This is a genomic window from Variovorax paradoxus (assembly GCF_029919115.1).
GTDB classification, from domain to species: Bacteria; Pseudomonadota; Gammaproteobacteria; order Burkholderiales; family Burkholderiaceae_C; genus Variovorax; species Variovorax paradoxus_O.
Map to the genome: position 1 here is coordinate 667168 of NZ_CP123990.1, position 16962 is coordinate 684129.

General features: G+C 66.3%; 17 protein-coding genes and 1 tRNA gene. 13 read left to right on the forward strand and 5 right to left on the reverse strand.

What is annotated here, in order from left to right:
- Positions 1-18: 18 nt before the first annotated feature.
- The 3 genes from QHG62_RS03130 to QHG62_RS03140 all read left to right on the forward strand — a co-directional run bounded on the left by QHG62_RS03130 (position 19) and on the right by QHG62_RS03140 (position 1369).
- Complete coding sequence (locus tag QHG62_RS03130) at positions 19-630, forward strand: glutathione S-transferase N-terminal domain-containing protein (RefSeq protein ID WP_062473683.1); 612 nt, start codon at positions 19-21, stop codon at positions 628-630.
- Positions 631-671: 41 nt separating this feature from the next.
- Positions 672-1259, forward strand: coding sequence for a ClpXP protease specificity-enhancing factor (locus tag QHG62_RS03135; RefSeq protein WP_281149369.1), 588 nt, complete (start codon positions 672-674; stop codon positions 1257-1259).
- 34 nt (positions 1260-1293) lie between these two features.
- Positions 1294-1369: transfer RNA gene (locus QHG62_RS03140), tRNA-Thr, on the forward strand.
- A gap of 97 nt (positions 1370-1466) precedes the next feature.
- Here the strand turns inward: QHG62_RS03140 and QHG62_RS03145 are convergent.
- A complete protein-coding gene (locus tag QHG62_RS03145; RefSeq protein WP_281149370.1) occupies positions 1467-1868 on the reverse strand; it encodes a hypothetical protein in 402 nt (133 codons plus the stop codon).
- Between the two features lie 155 nt (positions 1869-2023).
- On the opposite strand from QHG62_RS03145, the gene QHG62_RS03150 reads away from it, so the two are divergent.
- Entirely contained in the window at positions 2024-2812 is a 789-nt protein-coding gene (locus QHG62_RS03150; RefSeq protein ID WP_281149371.1) for a YoaK family protein, read from the forward strand.
- Here the strand turns inward: QHG62_RS03150 and QHG62_RS03155 are convergent.
- From QHG62_RS03155 to QHG62_RS03165, 3 genes are all read right to left on the reverse strand, one after another.
- Positions 2787-3812 carry an SDR family oxidoreductase gene (locus QHG62_RS03155; RefSeq protein ID WP_281149372.1) on the reverse strand — a complete coding sequence of 342 codons (1026 nt, stop codon included), beginning with the start codon at positions 3810-3812 and terminating at the stop codon, positions 2787-2789. The two genes, QHG62_RS03150 and QHG62_RS03155, sit on opposite strands and share 26 nt — an antisense overlap.
- A 116-nt stretch (positions 3813-3928) precedes the next feature.
- Positions 3929-5650 (reverse strand): single-stranded-DNA-specific exonuclease RecJ, encoded by a 1722-nt coding sequence (gene recJ / locus QHG62_RS03160; RefSeq protein WP_281149373.1) that lies wholly within the window; start codon positions 5648-5650, stop codon positions 3929-3931.
- Positions 5647-6612: a hypothetical protein gene (locus QHG62_RS03165; protein ID WP_281149374.1), complete on the reverse strand. Its 966-nt coding sequence runs from the start codon at positions 6610-6612 to the stop codon at positions 5647-5649. Before QHG62_RS03165 ends, recJ begins: the two co-directional genes overlap by 4 nt.
- A gap of 88 nt (positions 6613-6700) precedes the next feature.
- On the opposite strand from QHG62_RS03165, the gene QHG62_RS03170 reads away from it, so the two are divergent.
- From QHG62_RS03170 to QHG62_RS03180, 3 genes are all read left to right on the forward strand, one after another.
- Positions 6701-7957: a lipoprotein-releasing ABC transporter permease subunit gene (locus tag QHG62_RS03170; RefSeq protein ID WP_281149375.1), complete on the forward strand. Its 1257-nt coding sequence runs from the start codon at positions 6701-6703 to the stop codon at positions 7955-7957.
- Complete coding sequence (lolD, locus tag QHG62_RS03175; RefSeq protein WP_281149376.1) at positions 7950-8711, forward strand: lipoprotein-releasing ABC transporter ATP-binding protein LolD; 762 nt, start codon at positions 7950-7952, stop codon at positions 8709-8711. The genes QHG62_RS03170 and lolD overlap by 8 nt, the downstream gene beginning before the upstream one ends.
- A 93-nt stretch (positions 8712-8804) precedes the next feature.
- Positions 8805-9482, forward strand: coding sequence for an ATP-dependent Clp protease proteolytic subunit (locus QHG62_RS03180; RefSeq protein ID WP_432445576.1), 678 nt, complete (start codon positions 8805-8807; stop codon positions 9480-9482).
- A gap of 1 nt (position 9483) precedes the next feature.
- Here the strand turns inward: QHG62_RS03180 and QHG62_RS03185 are convergent, their stop codons facing one another.
- Complete coding sequence (locus QHG62_RS03185) at positions 9484-9870, reverse strand: RidA family protein (RefSeq protein WP_281149377.1); 387 nt, start codon at positions 9868-9870, stop codon at positions 9484-9486.
- A gap of 190 nt (positions 9871-10060) precedes the next feature.
- On the opposite strand from QHG62_RS03185, the gene QHG62_RS03190 reads away from it, so the two are divergent.
- The 6 genes from QHG62_RS03190 (at position 10061) to QHG62_RS03215 (ending at position 16962) form a co-directional block, all read left to right on the forward strand.
- Positions 10061-11635, forward strand: a complete 1575-nt coding sequence (locus QHG62_RS03190) for an ABC transporter substrate-binding protein (RefSeq protein ID WP_281149378.1) — start codon at positions 10061-10063, stop codon at positions 11633-11635.
- Positions 11636-11678: 43 nt separating this feature from the next.
- Positions 11679-12620, forward strand: coding sequence for an ABC transporter permease (locus QHG62_RS03195; RefSeq protein ID WP_281149379.1), 942 nt, complete (start codon positions 11679-11681; stop codon positions 12618-12620).
- A gap of 14 nt (positions 12621-12634) precedes the next feature.
- Positions 12635-13474, forward strand: a complete 840-nt coding sequence (locus QHG62_RS03200) for an ABC transporter permease (protein ID WP_126745583.1) — start codon at positions 12635-12637, stop codon at positions 13472-13474.
- Positions 13474-14511 (forward strand): ABC transporter ATP-binding protein, encoded by a 1038-nt coding sequence (locus QHG62_RS03205; RefSeq protein WP_281149380.1) that lies wholly within the window; start codon positions 13474-13476, stop codon positions 14509-14511. Before QHG62_RS03200 ends, QHG62_RS03205 begins: the two co-directional genes overlap by 1 nt.
- A gap of 157 nt (positions 14512-14668) precedes the next feature.
- Complete coding sequence (locus QHG62_RS03210) at positions 14669-15649, forward strand: ABC transporter ATP-binding protein (RefSeq protein ID WP_281149382.1); 981 nt, start codon at positions 14669-14671, stop codon at positions 15647-15649.
- Positions 15646-16962, forward strand: coding sequence for an amino acid deaminase (locus QHG62_RS03215; RefSeq protein ID WP_281149383.1), 1317 nt, complete (start codon positions 15646-15648; stop codon positions 16960-16962). Before QHG62_RS03210 ends, QHG62_RS03215 begins: the two co-directional genes overlap by 4 nt.

Below are 16962 nucleotides of genomic sequence, written 5' to 3' on the forward strand. Positions count from 1 at the left end.
TTTTAGGAGTCTCTCGCCATGATGGTCTTGTATTCAGGAACGACCTGCCCCTTTTCCCACCGCTGCCGCTTCGTGTTGTTCGAAAAGGGCATGGACTTCGAAATCCGCGACGTCGACCTCTACAACAAGCCCGAAGACATCAGCGTGATGAATCCGTACGGCCAGGTGCCGATCCTGGTCGAGCGCGACCTGATCCTGTACGAGTCGAACATCATCAACGAGTACATCGACGAGCGCTTTCCGCATCCCCAGCTGATGCCCGGCGACCCGGTCGACCGCGCGCGCGTGCGCCTGTTCCTGCTCAACTTCGAGAAGGAACTCTTCGTGCACGTGGCAACGCTTGAGAACCGCACCGCCAAGGGCAACGAAAAGGCGCTCGAAAAGGCCCGCTCGCACATTCGCGACCGCCTTACGCAGCTCGCGCCCGTGTTCCTCAAGAACAAGTACATGCTGGGCGACAACTTCTCGATGCTCGACGTGGCCATCGCGCCGCTGCTCTGGCGCCTCGACTATTACGGCATCGACCTGAGCAAGAACGCGGCGCCGCTTCTGAAGTACGCTGAGCGCATCTTCTCGCGCCCGGCCTACATCGAAGCACTGACCCCGTCCGAAAAGGTCATGCGAAAGTAAGTAAGCTGCGTGCCTGCTTCCATCGCTTTTCGCCGTCTTTCATGATCAACGCGCTCGAGTCGTCCTCCACCCGCCCGTACCTTATCCGGGCGCTGTACGAATGGTGCACCGACAACGGGTTCACGCCCTATGTCGCGGTGCAGGTCGACGACACCGTCCAGGTGCCGCGCGAGTACGTGAAGAACGGCGAGATCGTGCTGAACATCAGCTTCGACGCGACCAGCTCGCTCAAGCTCGGCAATGATTTCATCGAGTTCAAGGCCCGTTTTGCCGGCAGCGCGCGCGAAATCATCGTGCCCGTGGGCCGGGTGATCGCGATCTATGCACGCGAGAACGGGCAGGGCATGGCTTTCCCGGCTCCGGTGCCCGCAGGCAGCGGCGCCGAGGGCGGTGCTTCCACGGGCGCCGGGGCGCCTTCGCCCCAGGGGTCCGGGCGCATGCCGCTGCGGGATGCCTCGCGTGGTACCGAAGGCGATGCCGGCAAGATCGTGCACCTGGTCACGGGTGAAGACTCGGATGAAATGGTCGATGTCGGTGACGATTCCGGCTCATCGGCCGGCCCCCACGACGAGCCGCCGCGTCCTCCGGCCGGTGGCGGCAGCCGCCCCTCGCTCAAGCGCGTGAAGTAGGCGCGTTTCGCACCGCTAAAATCCCAGGATTCGTGCCGCTTTAGCTCAGTTGGTAGAGCACCCGCCTTGTAAGCGGAAGGTCGTCAGTTCGATTCCGACAAGCGGCACCATATATCGAAGATCCCGGAAAGGCATCCGCCTTGGCCGGCAAACAAAAAGGGGCGATTTCTCGCCCCTTTTTTGTTTCCTTCCAGCGGCTGACAGAGATCAGCAACGGCCCTTCTTGGCTTGTCCCGGCGGGCAGTGCGGGTGCCCGCCGCCGCCATGGTCGCCGCCGTGGTCCGCGTGGCGCGGTCGCTCCGCCCGGCGCCAGTCGCCTTCCATCCATCGCCATCCGCCGTCCGCCTGAACCCAGCGGCCCGGCGCGTACGCGTAGTCTGGCCGTGCGGCCTGCCAGAAGCCGGCGCGCCAGACGTAGGCGCGCTGGTTCCACTGCCAGTGCCCCGGCACCCACACCTGGCCGGCCCTGGGCCCCGGCATGGGCTCATACCGGGGCGCGGGCGGCGCAACCTGGACCAGAGGCAGGTTGATGTTGACCGAAACCTGTGCCGCGGCGGGCAGGGCGGACGCGACGAACGCGGCGGCCACCAGAAGAGCTGAGACTTTCATCGGAACCTTTTTTGGATATGTGAACACGTATGCACAACGCAGACCGGCGCAAAGTGTAATCAGCGCATTCCTCAGGTCGCGTCGTATCGAAAGCGTGCTAGCCGGGCGCCGCCGCTCCTGCCGGGTGCTAGAGTTGAAGTGCAAGTTGCACGCTGATGCGCAGACTCCGCTTTCTTACCCACCGGCATCGCGCCCCTTCGACGAATCGGGTGCTCGGCCTTCTGCTGGCCTTCAATGCCGGCGCGGTCAATGCGGGCGGCTTTCTTGTGCTGCACATGTATACCTCGCACATGACGGGCTTCGCGTCGCAGTTTGCCGACGGCCTCGTGCTTGGCAACACCAGGCTCCTGCTGAATGCGCTGGGCGCCATTCTGGCTTTTGTCTCGGGCGCCGCCGTCTGCGCCATTCTCGTGAACTGGGGTCGCCAGCATCGCCTGCGCAGCGTCTATGCGGTACCGCTGCTTCTCGAGGCGGCGCTCATGTTTCCGTTCGGCCTGATGGGGGCCATCACGCTGACATGGCCCACGCCGTTTGCGGTACCGCTCACGGTGCTGTTGCTATCTTTCATCATGGGCTTGCAGAACGCCGTCGGTTCGAAGACCTCCGGAGGCAGCATTCGCACGACCCACATGACCGGCAACATCACCGACGTGGGCATGGAACTGGGCAAGCTGCTCTACTGGAACCGCCATGCAACGCCCAAGCAGGCGATGGTGCGCCACAACCGCCGCAAGATGCAGGCGGCGGGCGGGCTGATCGGCATGTTCGTAGCGGGCGGAATTGTCGGCGCGCTCGGTTTCAGCTATATCGGCTTCGTATGCGTCGTGCCGCTCGCGGCATTGCTGCTGGCCGTCTCGGTGCCGCCTCTGGTGCAAGACGTGCCGCGGTCCAGAACCCTGCAAAAGCTATTGGCGGCATTCAAACAGCGCCCACACTTCCCGTGATCGGCAGCACGATGCCGGTGATGTAGCTGGCGCAACTGGGCGCGGCCAGGAACACATAGGCGGGAGAAAGCTCCTCGGGTTGCGCCGGTCTTTGCATGTCGGTGTTCTTGCCGAAGTCCTTTACTTTTTCCGGCGGGCTGTCCGCCGGGTTCAAGGGCGTCCACACCGGCCCTGGCGCGACCGCATTCACGCGAATGCCCTTCGGCAACAGGTTGCTGGCCAGCGACTTGGTGAAGGCGTGAATCGCGCCCTTGGTGGTCGAGTAGTCGAGCAGGTGCGCGCTTCCTTCCAGGCCCGTGACCGAACCGGTGTTGATGATCGACGAGCCCTGGCCGAGGTGCGGCACCGCGGCGCGCGCCATCTGAAAATAGCCGAACACATTGGTCCGGAGCGTCAGGTCAAAGCGCTCATCGGTAATGTCCTCGATCGATGAGGCATGCAACTGGAAGGCTGCGTTGTTCACCAGGATGTCGAGCTTGCCGAAGGCTTCGATCGTCTTGTCGACCGCCTCGCGGCAGAACGCCGGATCGCAGACATCGCCCTTGATCACGAGGCAGCGCGCGCCTTCGTCCTCGACATGCTTGCGGGTTTCCTCTGCGTCCTCGTCTTCATCGAGGTGCACGATGGCCACGTCGGCGCCTTCGCGCGCATAGAGCAGCGCCACGGCGCGGCCGATGCCGGAGTCGCCTCCGGTGATCAGCGCCGTCATGCCTTCGAGCTTGCCGCTGCCCTGGTAATCCGGCGCTTCGAACCGGGGGCGCAACTCCATGTCTGCTTCCTGCCCGGGTTTGCTCAGGTGCTGTGCCGGCATCGGGTTGGTCGGCTCGGGGCGCGAGCCGGCCTGTGCGGGCTGGCTGGACTTTTTGGCAGCGGGTTTCCCGCTTTCTTGGGCACTGTCTTTTGCATCCTGTGCGCGTTGAACCTCGCGCTGCTTGTCAGCCGTATGGGCTGCCCCTGCGGACTTGGCGGATTTTGGGGGTGATGACGTGGTCGATTTCATGGTGCCTGGGCTCCTCATGTAAACGACCACCGTAAAACTCCGCCGCCTGGCCGGCGTAGGAATCCGTCCCGACCGCATGCCCGCCGTGTCGCGCGAACCTGCCCCGCGACGGCGAGCTAGATTTCCGCGCCCTCGACGAGGAAGCGCACGCGGCGCACACCCTGCCACTCATCGGCATCGAGCCTGAAGGCGAGCTTCACGCGCGCAGGCAGCGGATCGGTATGGCCGAACCAGATGCCGTCGACCGGATGGCCCTGGTGCCGCAGCTTGAGCGCCAGGTGCTTTTCGCCGACGAGGCGTTGCGACACCACCTCTACCTCCTCGCTGAAGGTGGGCGGCGCAAAGCCTTGGCCCCATACCTCGCGATGCAGCGTGTCGACGAGGTCGATGCGCATGTACTCGCGTTCCAGCGGGCCGTCGGTGTCGAGGCGCCGGGTCAGCGTGGCTGCATCGAGCCATTCGTGCGCAACCTCGGCCAGCGCGCGTTCGAACACCTCGAACTTCTCGCGCGCCACGGTGCAGCCCGCTGCCATGGCATGCCCCCCAAAGCGCAGCAGCACGCCCGGATGCCGCTTGGCCACAAGGTCGAGCGCATCACGCAGGTGAAAGCCCGGAATCGACCGGCCCGAGCCCTTGAGCTCGTGTTCCTTGCCCGGCGCGCCGCTGGCGGCAAACACGAAGGTCGGGCGATGGAAGCGGTCTTTCAGGCGCGACGCCACGATGCCGACAACGCCCTCGTGGAATTCTGCATCGAACACGCTGATGGCCGCGGGCGGCGCTTCGCCGCCCGCGGCATCGGGGCCGAAGAGCGACTCGGCCAGCATCAGCGCCTGGTCGCGCATCCCGCCTTCGATGTCGCGCCGCTCTCGGTTGATGCCGTCGAGCATGCGCGCAAGTTCATCGGCACGGCCGGCGTCGTCCGTCAGCAGGCATTCGATGCCCAGCGTCATGTCGGCGAGCCTTCCGGCCGCGTTGATGCGCGGACCGAGCGCAAAGCCGAAGTCGAAAGTGGTGGCCACCGAAGCGTTGCGCCCGGCCGCCTTGAAGAGTGCCGCAATGCCCGCTGGCAGTGCGCCAGCGCGAATGCGCCTGAGGCCCTGCGCAACCAGGCGGCGGTTGTTGGCGTCGAGCTTCACCACGTCGGCGACGGTGCCGAGCGCCACCAGCGGAAGCAGCACGTCCAGCTTGGGCTGCGTTGCCGCCGTGAACACGCCGCGCGTGCGCAACTCGGAGCGCAGCGCCAGCAGCACATAGAACATCACGCCCACGCCGGCAATGCTCTTGCTCTCGAAGCCGCAGCAGGGCTGGTTGGGGTTCACCAGCACATCGGCGGCCGGCAGTTCCGGGCCGGGCAGGTGGTGGTCGGTTACCAGCACCTGCAGGCCGCGCGCCTTGGCGGCCGCCACGCCCTCGACGCTGGCAATGCCGTTGTCCACGGTGATCAGCATGTCGGCGCCGCTGTTTGCGACGCGCTCGGCAATCGGCGGCGTGAGGCCGTAGCCGTCGACCACGCGGTCGGGCACCAGGTAGCTCACGTTCTTTGCGCCGAGCAGGCGCAGGCCGCGCACGGCAACGGCGCAGGCAGTGGCGCCGTCGCAGTCGTAGTCGGCCACGATGCACAGGCGCTTGTCCTGCGCCATGGCATCGGCCAGCAGCACCGCCGCTTCGCGCGCGCCGTGCAGCGTATCGGGCGGCAGCAGGCGCGCCAGGCCGTCGTCGAGCTCGTCTTTGGCCAGCACGCCGCGCGCGGCAAAAAGGCGGGCCAGCAAGGGGTGCACACCGGCCTGCTCCAGCGCCCAGACCGTGCGGGGCGGAATTTCCCTGGCGATGATCTTCATAGGGCCTCGAGCACCGCAGGGGCGCGTGGCCGGTCGAACAGGCTTTTGGCCCAACCCACCAGGCCGCGCTGCTGTACCGCATAGCGCTGCGCCGCACGGTCGCCGCACAGCGTGAGCGTGATGTCGGCACCGGCGGTGTAGTCGGCCAGCAGGCCGGCGACGGGCCCCGCATCCAGCGCTTGCCACGCCTGTGCCCATTCCGGCCCGTCGTCGCGCAATGCGGCCACGCGAAGCGCGTCGCTCACGGTGGGCGCGGGCATGGCGGGAGAAGGGTCCGCCTGCAGCGCGCCGGTGCCGCTGAGCCAGAAGGAGTTGATCGGCGGTACGCCGCGGGCGGCGCGGTCGTCGTTCACGCGTTGGGTATAGAGCAGCATCTGCATTTCGTTCTGGAGGCGGCGCAGCGGCCGCGCGGCTTCGGCCAGCGGCGACCACTGCGAAATCGGATGGCCCACCGCACGGTCGATCGATGCCGTTGCCAGGCCGTCGAAGATGCGCGCGCGCGCCAGCCAGCGGCCCGGCGTGGAAGAGGGGTGCAGCGCAATGCCGTCTTCCTCGAAGAAGGGATGGGCGGCGGCCAGCAGTGTGGCCGATTCCGCGGCATCGATCTCGATGGCGCTCGGGTCGCCCAGCACCACGTCGTCGATGCCCACCTGCCAATTGCAAAGCGACACCAGGCCCCAGCCTTCGCGGTCGCCGGGCTCGGCAATGCCGATCTGCCTGGCCTCGAGCGCGGCCCAGGGAATGCAGCCGTCGGCTGCAGAAATGCCCAGCGCCGCGGCCAGCGCCCGTTCATGGGGCGGTGAGCGCGTGCTTTCGTCTTGGGTATCGGTCTCCACCAGCGAGAGGCGGGAGAGCAGGGACTCGAGGTTGGGCAGCCGAAGCGATGGCAGCGCGGCGCGGCAAGCAGGGGAACCGCGGCCGGCAAAGGGAATCAACAGATGACGTGGGAGAGGTTCGGCCATTCCCCTATTGTCCGGGAATGCCACAATCCCGGGGATGAAACGCCCCGAAGCGCCGTTGGCGCCGGAAGCGCGTTAAATAACTGAAAATATGCGACTTCCTTATGAACTGCAGCTCGGCTGGCGCTATACGCGCGCAGGCCGGGCGACACGGCGCAACGGCTTCATCTCCTTCATCTCCGGCGTGTCGATGCTTGGCATCGCATTGGGGGTGGCGGCGCTGATCATCGTGCTCAGCGTGATGAACGGCTTCCAGAAGGAAGTGCGCGACCGCATGCTCGGCGTGGTGTCGCACATCGAAATACTTTCGCGCGACGGCCAGGCCCTGCCCGACATCGACGCCATCACGGCAGCCGCCCGCAAGAACCCCGAAGTCATCGGCGCCGCCCCCTTCATTGCCACGCAGGCGCTCATTGCGCGCGGCGAAGACATGAAGGGCACGCTGGTGCGCGGCATCGTGCCCAAGCTCGAACCCGAGGTCACCGACATTGCCACCACCGCGCAAAAGGGCACGCTCGACAAGCTGGTGCCGGGCGAGTTCGGCATCGTGCTCGGCGGCGAGCTGGCCCGGTCGCTCTTCGTGCACCCGGGCGACCAGGTCACGCTGGTGGCACCTGGCGGGCAGGTCACGCCCGCGGGCGTGGTGCCGCGGCTCAAGCAGTTCACCGTGGTGGGCACCTTCGATTCGGGCCACTACGAATACGACTCGGCGCTGGCAATGATTCATGCCGAAGACGCGCAGCGCGTGTTCCGGCTCGACGGGCCCACCGGTATCCGCATCAAGCTCAAGGACCTCAACGAGGCACGCGACGTGGCCGACCAGATGGCCGTCACCCTGCCGGGCCAGTTTCTCATTCGAGACTGGACGCGCCAGAACAAGACATGGTTTGCGGCCGTCCAGGTCGAGAAACGCATGATGTTCATCATCCTCACGCTCATCGTGGCCGTGGCGGCCTTCAATCTGGTGTCCACGCTGGTAATGACCGTGACCGACAAGCGCGCGGACATTGCCATCTTGCGCACACTGGGCAGTTCGCCGCGCAGCATCATGGGCATCTTCGTGGTGCAGGGTGCCATGGTCGGCGTGATCGGCACCGTGGCCGGGCTGCTGCTGGGGCTGGGCATTGCCTACAACATCGACGTGATCGTGCCCGCGCTCGAGCAGCTCTTTCATGCGAGCTTCCTGCCCAAGGACATCTACCTGATCAGCAAGATGCCGAGCGACCCGCAGCGCAGCGACATCATGCCGATTGCGATCATTTCCCTTGTCCTGGCCTTCCTGGCCACGCTGTATCCGAGCTGGCGCGCGAGCCGCGTCAACCCCGCCGAGGCCCTGCGCTATGAGTGAACGGACCCCCACGCTCGGCACTGACGTGTCCTCGCTGCCCCCCGAGGGGGCCGCCAGCGGCTTGGGGCGGCCCGGCGCCAATGCCGTCGTCCTGAAGGCCCGCGGCCTTACCAAGCGCTTTCACGAGGGGCGCATCGACCTCACCGTGCTGCACGGCGTCGACCTGGACGTGCGCGCCGGCGAAACGCTGGCCATCGTCGGCGCCTCGGGTTCCGGCAAGAGCACGCTGCTGCACCTGATGGGCGGGCTCGACGCGCCCACCTCCGGAAAGGTCGAGCTGCTCGGCAAGGACATCGCGCATGCCGATGCGGCCGAGCAGGGGCGGCTTCGCAACCAGCACCTGGGCTTCGTCTACCAGTTTCACCACTTGCTGCCCGAATTCAGCGCGCTCGACAACGTGGCGATGCCGCTCAAGATCCGGCGCACCGAGCCCGCGCAAGCGGCGGCGGCGGCCACCAGGATTCTCGAAAGCGTGGGCCTTGGCGGCCGCCTGCATCACCGGCCCGCGGAGCTGTCCGGCGGCGAGCGCCAGCGCGTGGCCATCGCGCGCGCGCTGGTCACGCAGCCGGCCTGCGTGCTGGCCGACGAACCCACGGGCAACCTCGACCGCAACACGGCCGACACCGTGTTTGCGCTGATGATCGAACTCGCGCACAAGCACCGCACGGCGTTCGTGATGGTCACGCACGACCAGGAACTTGCAAAGCGCTGCGACCGCGTGCTGCAACTTGTGGCGGGACGTCTGGCGGGTTGAGTCGATGCCGCCTGCCACGCGTGCACGCAATGTCGGCGAAACTGTCTGTCTGTTCGGCAAGATGCCGTTCAACTACAGGAGTGCTTCTTCATCATGGAAACCGACGACGACACCACGCCCGCTGCCACTGCCGAGCCGCGCAACTCCTATCTGGAAGAAAAAGCGTTCAAGTCGCGCACGCTGCTGATCTTCGGCAGCATCACCGATTCGGTGGCCGCCGACGTGACGCGCAGGCTCATCGCGCTGGACGCCGACAGCGCCGACAAACCCATCGACATCCTGGTGAGCTCGCCCGGCGGCCACCTGGAATCGGGCGATGCGATCCACGACATCGTGCGTTTCATTTCTGCGCCGGTGAACATGATCGGCACCGGCTGGGTCGGCAGCGCCGCCACGCATCTGTACCTGGCCGCGCCGAAGGAACGGCGCGTGTGCCTGCCCAACACCCGCTTCCTGATTCACCAGCCCAGCGGTGGCGCGGGCGGTCAGGCGACGGACATTGCCATTCAGGCGCAAGAGATCATCAAGGCCAGGCATCGCATTGCGCACGAAATCGCGCGCGAAACCGGCAAGCCGATCGACGTGGTGCATCAAGGCCAGGCATCGCATTGCGCACGAAATCGCGCGCGAAACCGGCAAGCCGATCGACGTGGTGCTGGCCGACATCGAGCGCGACCGCTGGCTCTCGGCCGAGGAAGCGGTCGAATACGGCCTGGTCTCGCGCATCATCCAGCGCAAGACCGAGCTGCGGTAATTCAGCGGCGCTGGTGACTTACTTGGGCTTGTAGGCCACCACGTCGATCTCGACCTTGGCGTCGACCATCAAGCGCGCCTCGGTGGTCGAGCGCGCCGGCTTGTTTTCACCGAAATAGCTCATGTAGATGCGGTTGAAGGCACCAAAGTCGCGCGCGTCGTGCAGCCACACGGTGCTCTTGCACACGTCGTCGAGCGTGGCGCCGGCCAGTGCGAGCACCTTCTTCAGGTTTTCCATTACCTGGCGCGTTTGCGCCTCGATGCCGCCCACCACGATTTCGCCCTCGGCGTTGGCGGGCACCTGGCCCGACACGTAGATGAAATCGCCCGCGCGCACGGCGGGGGAGAAGGGGCGGGCCTGGCGGTCCGAGGCGACGGGCGGGGCGCCGAGGTATTCGAGCGGCATGGGAAAACTCCTGGAGTGAAAAAAGAAGGGAGGAAAGAGGATCGCAAGTATCGATCCAATCTGAAAATTAGTTTCAGAAAAGCCATCAAACAAGGGTTAACACGGATGATTTGGCATGAATACTGCTTCAAAGTCCGGGCCGAAAAGAAAATTTCTTTCACAACCTGCCCGCCCCATGAAGGAGTTCCCCATGCCTCACGCCGGTCTTGTCCAGCGCCTGCCGCACCTGTCCAAGCGCAGCCTCCTGGGCGCTTCCCTGCTTGCGCTGCTGTGCGCCGCGCTGCCCCATCAGCAGGCGCAAGCCCAGGGCCCGCGCAACTTTGCCACCCTGGCAATGGTGGCCGAGCCGCAGACGCTCGACCCGATGGCTTCGACCGCCGACCTGGTCGGAACCATCATGCAGCACGTGTACGAAACGCTGTACACCTTCGACGCCAAGTGGAACGTGGTGCCCATGCTGGCCGAGACCATGCCGAAGATCTCAGCCGACGGCAAGACCTACGCCATCACCCTGCGCAAGGGCGTCATGCTGCACAACGGCCGCGAACTCACGGCCGACGACGTGGTGGCCAGCCTGCAGCGCTGGATGGACCAGTCGCCGCGCGGCAAGGCCGTGGGCAAGGAAATCGAAAGCCTCAAGGCCAAGGGCCCGCTGGGCGTGGAGATCGTGCTGAAGGCGCCGTATGCGCCGCTGCTGTCGCAGCTTGCGCTGCCGAGCGGCATGGCCGCCATCATGGCGAAGGACTCTTTCGCCTCGCCGCTGAAGGACTTCGTCGGCACCGGGCCCTACAAGTTCAAGGAGCGCCGGCCCGACCAGTTCGTGCTGCTCACGCGCTTCGACAAATACGCAGCGCGCAAGGAGCCCGCAAGCGGCTACGGCGGCAAGCGCGAAGCCGCCATTGAAGAACTGCGCTTCGTGCCCGTGCCCAACGCCAGCACGCGCGTCGAAGGCGCCCTGGCCGGCCAGTACGACTTTGCCGACCTGCTGCCAGTAGAGGCATTGCCCCGGCTCGAGAAGGCTGGCGGCAAGACCGTGCCGATCATGACGCCGTCGTTCGGCTTTCCGTACCTGGTGCTCAACACCAAGGAAGGCGTTGCTTCCAACCAGGCCATCCGCCAGGCCATTCAAACGGCGCTCGGCGAGGGCGAGATGCTCGCGGCCGGCTTTGGCGACACGCGCTTCTTCGTGGCCGAGGGCAACCACTTTCCGAAGGGCTCGCCGTTCTATTCGGCGGCCGGCGCCACGCTGTACAACGAACGCAACGCGCCCAAGGCCAAGGAGGCCGCGGCCAAGGCCGGCTACAAGGGTGAGCCGATCCGCGTGCTCACCAGCCGCCAGTACGACTTTCACTACAACATGTCGCTCCTGATGGCCGAGCAGCTCAAGCGCGCCGGCTTCAAGGTCGACCTCAACGTGGTCGACTGGGCCACGCTGGTGCAGCGCCGCAACGACCCCAAGCTCTGGGACATCTACGTCACCCATTCGGGCCAGTTCCCCGAACCGATGCTCTCGCCGCCGCAGCTGGGCGACGGCGCGCCCGGCTGGTGGGATTCGCCCGCCAAGAAGGCGGCGCTGCAGGCCTTCAACGTCGAGAGCGATCCCGCCAAGCGCGGTGCGCTCTGGGGCAAGGTGCAGCAGGTGGTCTACGAAGAGGTGCCGTACATCAACGTGGGCAAGTTCAACGGCCTCTCGGCCAAGAGCCCGGCGCTGGACAACTACCAGCCCGCCACCTGGCCCTTCTTCTGGAACGCACGGATCAAGTGATGGGGCCGTTCGCCTTCGCATCGCCTCGACAAGACCGCACTCCATGATCCGCTACATCGCTTCCCGCGCCGCCGGCATGCTGGTGGTTCTCGCCATCGTGGCGGTGCTCGTCTTCGTGCTCACGCGTGCGGCTTCGGGCGACCCGGTGTCGGTGCTGCTGGGCGACCAGGCCACGGCCACCGACATTGCGCGCGTGCAAAAGGAATACGGCCTGGACAAGCCGCTGCCGGTGCAGTTCGGCTACTGGCTTCGCGAGGTGCTGCAGGGCAACCTGGGCACCTCCATCTTCCTGCAGCGGCCGGTCACGCAGGCGCTGTGGGAGCGGGCCGAGCCCACCACGCTGCTTGCGCTCATGGCCGTGGCCATTGCGGCGCTGATCGGCGTGCCCTGCGGCATTGTTTCGGCCGTGTTCCGCGGACGGGTGGTGGACCAGCTGTTCACCGGCATTGCCATGCTCGGCGCCAGCATTCCGAGCTTCTGGCTCGGCATCGTGCTGATCCAGATCTTCGCAGTGTCGTTCGGCTGGTTCCCGGTGTCGGGCTACGGCGCGCCTGACGCGCCGTTTGCCGAGCGCCTGCATGCGCTGGTGCTGCCGGCCACGGTGCTCGGCCTCTTGAACTCGGCCCTCATCATCCGCTTCACGCGGGCCTCGATGCTCGACGTGCTCGGTGAAGACTATGTGCGCACCGCGCGCTCCAAGGGCCTGAGCGAGAGCGTGGTCGTGCTCAAGCATGCGCTGCGCAATGCATTGGTGCCCATCGTCACGGTGATCGGCCTCACGGTGGCGCTGATGATCGGCGGCGCCGTCATTACCGAAACCGTATTCGGCCTGCCCGGCGTCGGCAACCTGGTGGTGAGCGCGGTGCTCCGGCGCGACTACCCGGTGATCCAGGGCGCGCTGCTCGTGATTGCGGCGATCTACGTGCTGATCAATTTCTCCATCGACCTGCTGTATGCGGTCGTCGATCCGCGCGTGAAGGTTTGAGAGAGAACAACAACATGCAAATGCCCCGAATGCTCCGCCAGCTGATGCACCGCCGCATCGTGATGGTCTCCGCGCTGGTGCTGCTGGTCATCGCGGTCATGGCCATCGGCGCGCCGCTGTTCGCCTCCATCGATCCCAACGACACCGCCGTGCTGCAACGCCTGAAGGGGCCGAGTGCCGAGCACCTGCTGGGCACCGATGAACTGGGCCGCGACATGTACTCGCGCATCGTGCACGGTGCGCGCTACTCGCTGGCGATTGCGGCGCTCACCGCCCTTGGCGCGGTGGTTGCCGGCACGGTGCTGGGCCTCATGGCCGGCTTCTTCCGCCGGCTCGATGCACCGCTGATGCGCGTGGTCGACGCGATGATGTCGTTCCCAGACATCCTCCTGGCGATCGCGCTCGTTGCCATCCTCGGCCCTTCGCTCATCAACACGGTGCTGGCGCTGGTGCTCGTGTACACGCCGCGCGTGGCGCGGGTGGTGCGGGCCTCGACATTGGTGGTGCGCGAGCTGCTGTTCGTCGAAGCGGTGCGTGCATTGGGCGTGCGCACCTCCCGCATCCTGTGGCGGCACATCCTGCCCAACCTGATGTCGCCGATCCTCGTGCAGGTGTCGTTCATCTTTGCCTACGCCATCCTGGCCGAGGCGGGGCTCTCGTTTCTCGGCGTCGGCGTGCCGCCTGAAATACCGACCTGGGGCACCATGGTCGCGGGCAGTCAGCAGTACGCGCACCAGGCCTTCTGGGTGGTGCTGTTCCCGGGGCTCGCCATCATCTTTACCGCGCTCTCGCTGCAGCTGCTGGGCGACGGCGTGCGCGACCTGCTCGACCCCAAGCTCAAGAAGACGCTCTGATGACGACCGCTGCGAACACACCGCGTCTCCAGGTCAGCAACCTGAGCACCAGCTTTCCCACCGAAGACGGCCTCATCCGCTCGGTAGCCGATGTGAGCTTTTCAATCCAGCCGGGCAAGACGACGGCGCTGGTGGGCGAATCGGGTTCGGGCAAGTCAGTCACCAGCCTCACGCTGATGCGCCTCCTGCCCAAGACTGCCAACGCACAGGTCAGCGGTTCGGCTTCATTCGTCACGCGCGAAGGCAAGACGCTCGACCTGCTGAAGATCGGCGAGCGCGAAATGCGCAGCTTGCGCGGCAACCAGCTGTCGATGATCTTCCAGGAGCCGATGACCAGCCTGAACCCGGTCTTCACCATCGGCGAGCAGATTGCCGAGAGCGTGCGGCTGCACAAGGGGCTCGACCGCAAGGCCGCGCTCGCACATGCGCTGCGCATGCTGGAGCTGGTCGAGATTCCGGCCGCGGCGCAGCGCATTCACGAGTACCCGCACCAGCTGTCAGGCGGCATGCGCCAGCGCGTGATGATCGCGCTGGCCATGGCCTGCGACCCGACGCTGCTGATTGCCGACGAGCCCACCACCGCGCTCGACGTGACCATACAGGCGCAGATTCTCGAGCTCATGCGCCGGCTGCAGGCCGAGACGGGCATGAGCATCCTGTTCATCACGCACAACCTCGGCGTGGTCGCGCACCATGCGGATGATGTGGTGGTGCTGTACGCAGGTCGCGTGGTTGAAAGCGCGCCCGTGCGGCCGCTGTTCGCGCAGCCTGAGCATCCGTACACGCAGGGCCTGCTGGCTTGCCTGCCGGGCAAGGCGCGGGTGCCGGGGCAGCCCAAGCCGAAGCGGCTGTTCGCGATTCGCGGCCAGGTGTCGAGCCCGCTCGCACCGCCCCCCGGCTGTGCCTTCGAGCCGCGCTGCGACCGCGCGGTGGCAGGGTGCAAGGAGGCGATGCCTCCGCTCATCGACATCCGCCAGGATCGCCAGGCGCGCTGCACGCGGGTGCAGCCGGAAGCGCAACTTGCGAGGGTTGCATGAGCCGCCCGCTGCCGCCCCTGTCTTTCTCCCTCCCCTTCCGGGGGAGGGTTGGGGTGGGGGCTCTGGGCGGTGGAGACCGTCGCAACAATAAAACGGCCGGCTGCCCCCACCCCAACCCTCCCCCGGAAGGGGAGGGAGCCAATACAACATCCCCACAATGACCGCCGCCCCTCTCATCGAAGTCCGCAGCCTCAAGAAATACTTCGGCAGCAGCGACCGCCCGGTGCGCGCCGTCGACGATGTGTCGTTCGTCATCCGTCCCGGCGAAACACTGGGCCTCGTCGGCGAATCGGGTTCCGGCAAGAGCACCATCGGCCGCACCGTGCTGCGGCTGGTGGAAAGCACTGCGGGCCAGGTGCTCTACCGCGGCGACGACATCGGCACACTCTCGGGCGAGCGCATGCGCAAGCTGCGCAGCAAGCTGCAGATCATCTTTCAAGATCCGTACGCAAGCCTGAACCCCAAGATGCGCATCAGCGCCATCCTCGGAGAGGCGCTGTCCACGCACGGCCTGCACAAGGGCGCCGCCGCACGCGACAAACGCATTGCCGAGCTGCTCGAAACCGTGGGCCTGCGCGCGGAGCATGCGAGCCGTTTCCCGCACGAGTTCTCGGGCGGGCAGCGCCAGCGCATCGGCGTGGCGCGCGCGCTCGCGGTGGAGCCGGAGTTCATCGTGGCCGACGAGCCGCTGTCGGCGCTGGACGTCTCCATTCAGTCGCAGGTCATCAACCTGCTGGCCGACCTGCGCGAGCGGCTTGGGCTGACCATGCTCTTCATCTCGCACGATCTCGACGTGGTCGAGTACCTGTGCGACCGCGTGGTGGTGCTGTACCTTGGCAAGGTGATGGAGGTAGCCACCACCGACGAACTGTTCGCGCGGCCTTCGCACCCCTACACCCAGGCGCTGCTGGCCGCGAGCCCGAAGCCCGACCCGACGCTGGCCACGGAACGCATCGCGCTCAAGGGCGACATTCCCAGCCCCATCTCTCCGCCTTCGGGCTGCGTGTTCCGCACCCGTTGCCCGCACGCCATCGCGGCCTGCGCTCAGACCGTGCCGCCGCTCGATGAGATTTCCGTCGGACACTACAGCGCCTGCATCCGCAAAGAGCTGCTCTCCAACATTGCCGCACGACCATGACCGACACCACAGCCGCCACCGACAAGATCAACGATTTCAACGACCCGCTGCTGGGCAGCAACTTCAAGGGCTACCCGCGCACCCAGCCGCCGCGCCGCCGCAGCGAGGTTGGCGCCGCAGGGTGGAACGTGCTCGCCGGCGACCTGCCGCTGCCGCTGGCCGTGCTCAAGCGCGAGGCGCTCGAGCACAACCTGACCTGGATGCAGTCGCGCGTGCGCGAGTGGGGCATCGATTTGGCGCCGCATGGCAAGACGACCATGTCGCCGCAGCTCTTCCAGCGCCAGCTCGATGCCGGCGCCTGGGGCCTGACCTTCGCTACCGTGACGCAACTCGCCGTTGGCGTCGCGGCCGGCGCCCGCCGCACGCTCATCGCCAACCAGGTGGTCAGCGACGAAGACCTGGCCGGCATCCAGTTGCTGCTGCATGCGCATGCGGACCTTCGCGTGGTGTTCCTGGTCGATTCGCTGGCGCAGCTCGCGCTGATCGAAGACTGGTCGAAGCGCCACCCCGAGAGCGTGCCTTTCGAGGTGATGCTGGAGATTGGCGTCGAAGGCGCACGCACCGGCTGCCGTACCCACGAGGAAGCCGTGGCCCTTGCCACGCGGCTGCGCGCCAGCGATGCGGTCAAGCTAGTGGGCATCGAAACCTACGAAGGTCAAGGCGCCACCGGCGCCAGCGAACCCGATGCGGCCTATGCCACCACGCTGATGGACCGCGTGGAAGCCATTGCGCGCCACTGCGATACGCAGCAGTTGTTCGAAACGGCCGAGGTGCTGGTTTCCGCTGGCGGCTCGGCCATCTTCGACCTGGTGGCCGGCCGGCTCAAGCCCGCGCTGGGTTCGCCCGTGCGCGGCCTGCTGCGCTCGGGCTGCTATGTCACGCACGACCACGGGTTTTACAAGCGCATGGTGAGCGCGGTGGACGAGCGGCTGGGTTGCGATTGCGGGGAGAGCCTGCGCCCCGCCATGGAGGTGTGGGCCACGGTGCAATCGCGGCCTGAAAAGGGCCTGGCGATTCTGGCGGTCGGCAAGCGCGACATTTCGTTCGATCTCTCGATGCCGGTGCCCATCGCACGCGCCGCACGCGGCATGCTCGAAGCCGAGGCCGTGCCCGCCGGCTGGAAGATCACCGCGCTGAACGACCAGCACGCCTATCTGCGCTGGAACGAATCCGAAGAGGCGCAGGCGCCCGTGGTCGGAGACCGGGTCGGCCTGGGCATTTCGCACCCCTGCACCACCTTCGACAAGTGGCACTGGATGCCGGTGGTCGAAGAGAACTACCGCGTGAGCGACGCCGTCGCCATGCACTTCTGA

Bases quoted from the DNA above. Each gene is read 5' to 3' on its own strand.
- QHG62_RS03170 (WP_281149375.1), top strand. From the start codon at position 6,701: ATGCGACTTCCTTATGAACTGCAGCTCGGCTGGCGCTATACGCGCGCA.
- QHG62_RS03135 (WP_281149369.1), top strand. From the start codon at position 672: ATGATCAACGCGCTCGAGTCGTCCTCCACCCGCCCGTACCTTATCCGG.
- QHG62_RS03195 (WP_281149379.1), top strand. From the start codon at position 11,679: ATGATCCGCTACATCGCTTCCCGCGCCGCCGGCATGCTGGTGGTTCTC.
- QHG62_RS03180 (WP_432445576.1), top strand. From the start codon at position 8,805: ATGGAAACCGACGACGACACCACGCCCGCTGCCACTGCCGAGCCGCGC.
- QHG62_RS03150 (WP_281149371.1), top strand. From the start codon at position 2,024: ATGCGCAGACTCCGCTTTCTTACCCACCGGCATCGCGCCCCTTCGACG.
- QHG62_RS03200 (WP_126745583.1), top strand. From the start codon at position 12,635: ATGCAAATGCCCCGAATGCTCCGCCAGCTGATGCACCGCCGCATCGTG.
- QHG62_RS03130 (WP_062473683.1), top strand. From the start codon at position 19: ATGATGGTCTTGTATTCAGGAACGACCTGCCCCTTTTCCCACCGCTGC.
- QHG62_RS03155 (WP_281149372.1), bottom strand. From the start codon at position 3,812: ATGAAATCGACCACGTCATCACCCCCAAAATCCGCCAAGTCCGCAGGG.
- QHG62_RS03215 (WP_281149383.1), top strand. From the start codon at position 15,646: ATGACCGACACCACAGCCGCCACCGACAAGATCAACGATTTCAACGAC.
- QHG62_RS03190 (WP_281149378.1), top strand. From the start codon at position 10,061: ATGCCTCACGCCGGTCTTGTCCAGCGCCTGCCGCACCTGTCCAAGCGC.
- QHG62_RS03205 (WP_281149380.1), top strand. From the start codon at position 13,474: ATGACGACCGCTGCGAACACACCGCGTCTCCAGGTCAGCAACCTGAGC.
- QHG62_RS03165 (WP_281149374.1), bottom strand. From the start codon at position 6,612: ATGGCCGAACCTCTCCCACGTCATCTGTTGATTCCCTTTGCCGGCCGC.
- QHG62_RS03210 (WP_281149382.1), top strand. From the start codon at position 14,669: ATGACCGCCGCCCCTCTCATCGAAGTCCGCAGCCTCAAGAAATACTTC.
- recJ (WP_281149373.1), bottom strand. From the start codon at position 5,650: ATGAAGATCATCGCCAGGGAAATTCCGCCCCGCACGGTCTGGGCGCTG.
- lolD (WP_281149376.1), top strand. From the start codon at position 7,950: ATGAGTGAACGGACCCCCACGCTCGGCACTGACGTGTCCTCGCTGCCC.
- QHG62_RS03185 (WP_281149377.1), bottom strand. From the start codon at position 9,870: ATGCCGCTCGAATACCTCGGCGCCCCGCCCGTCGCCTCGGACCGCCAG.
- QHG62_RS03145 (WP_281149370.1), bottom strand. From the start codon at position 1,868: ATGAAAGTCTCAGCTCTTCTGGTGGCCGCCGCGTTCGTCGCGTCCGCC.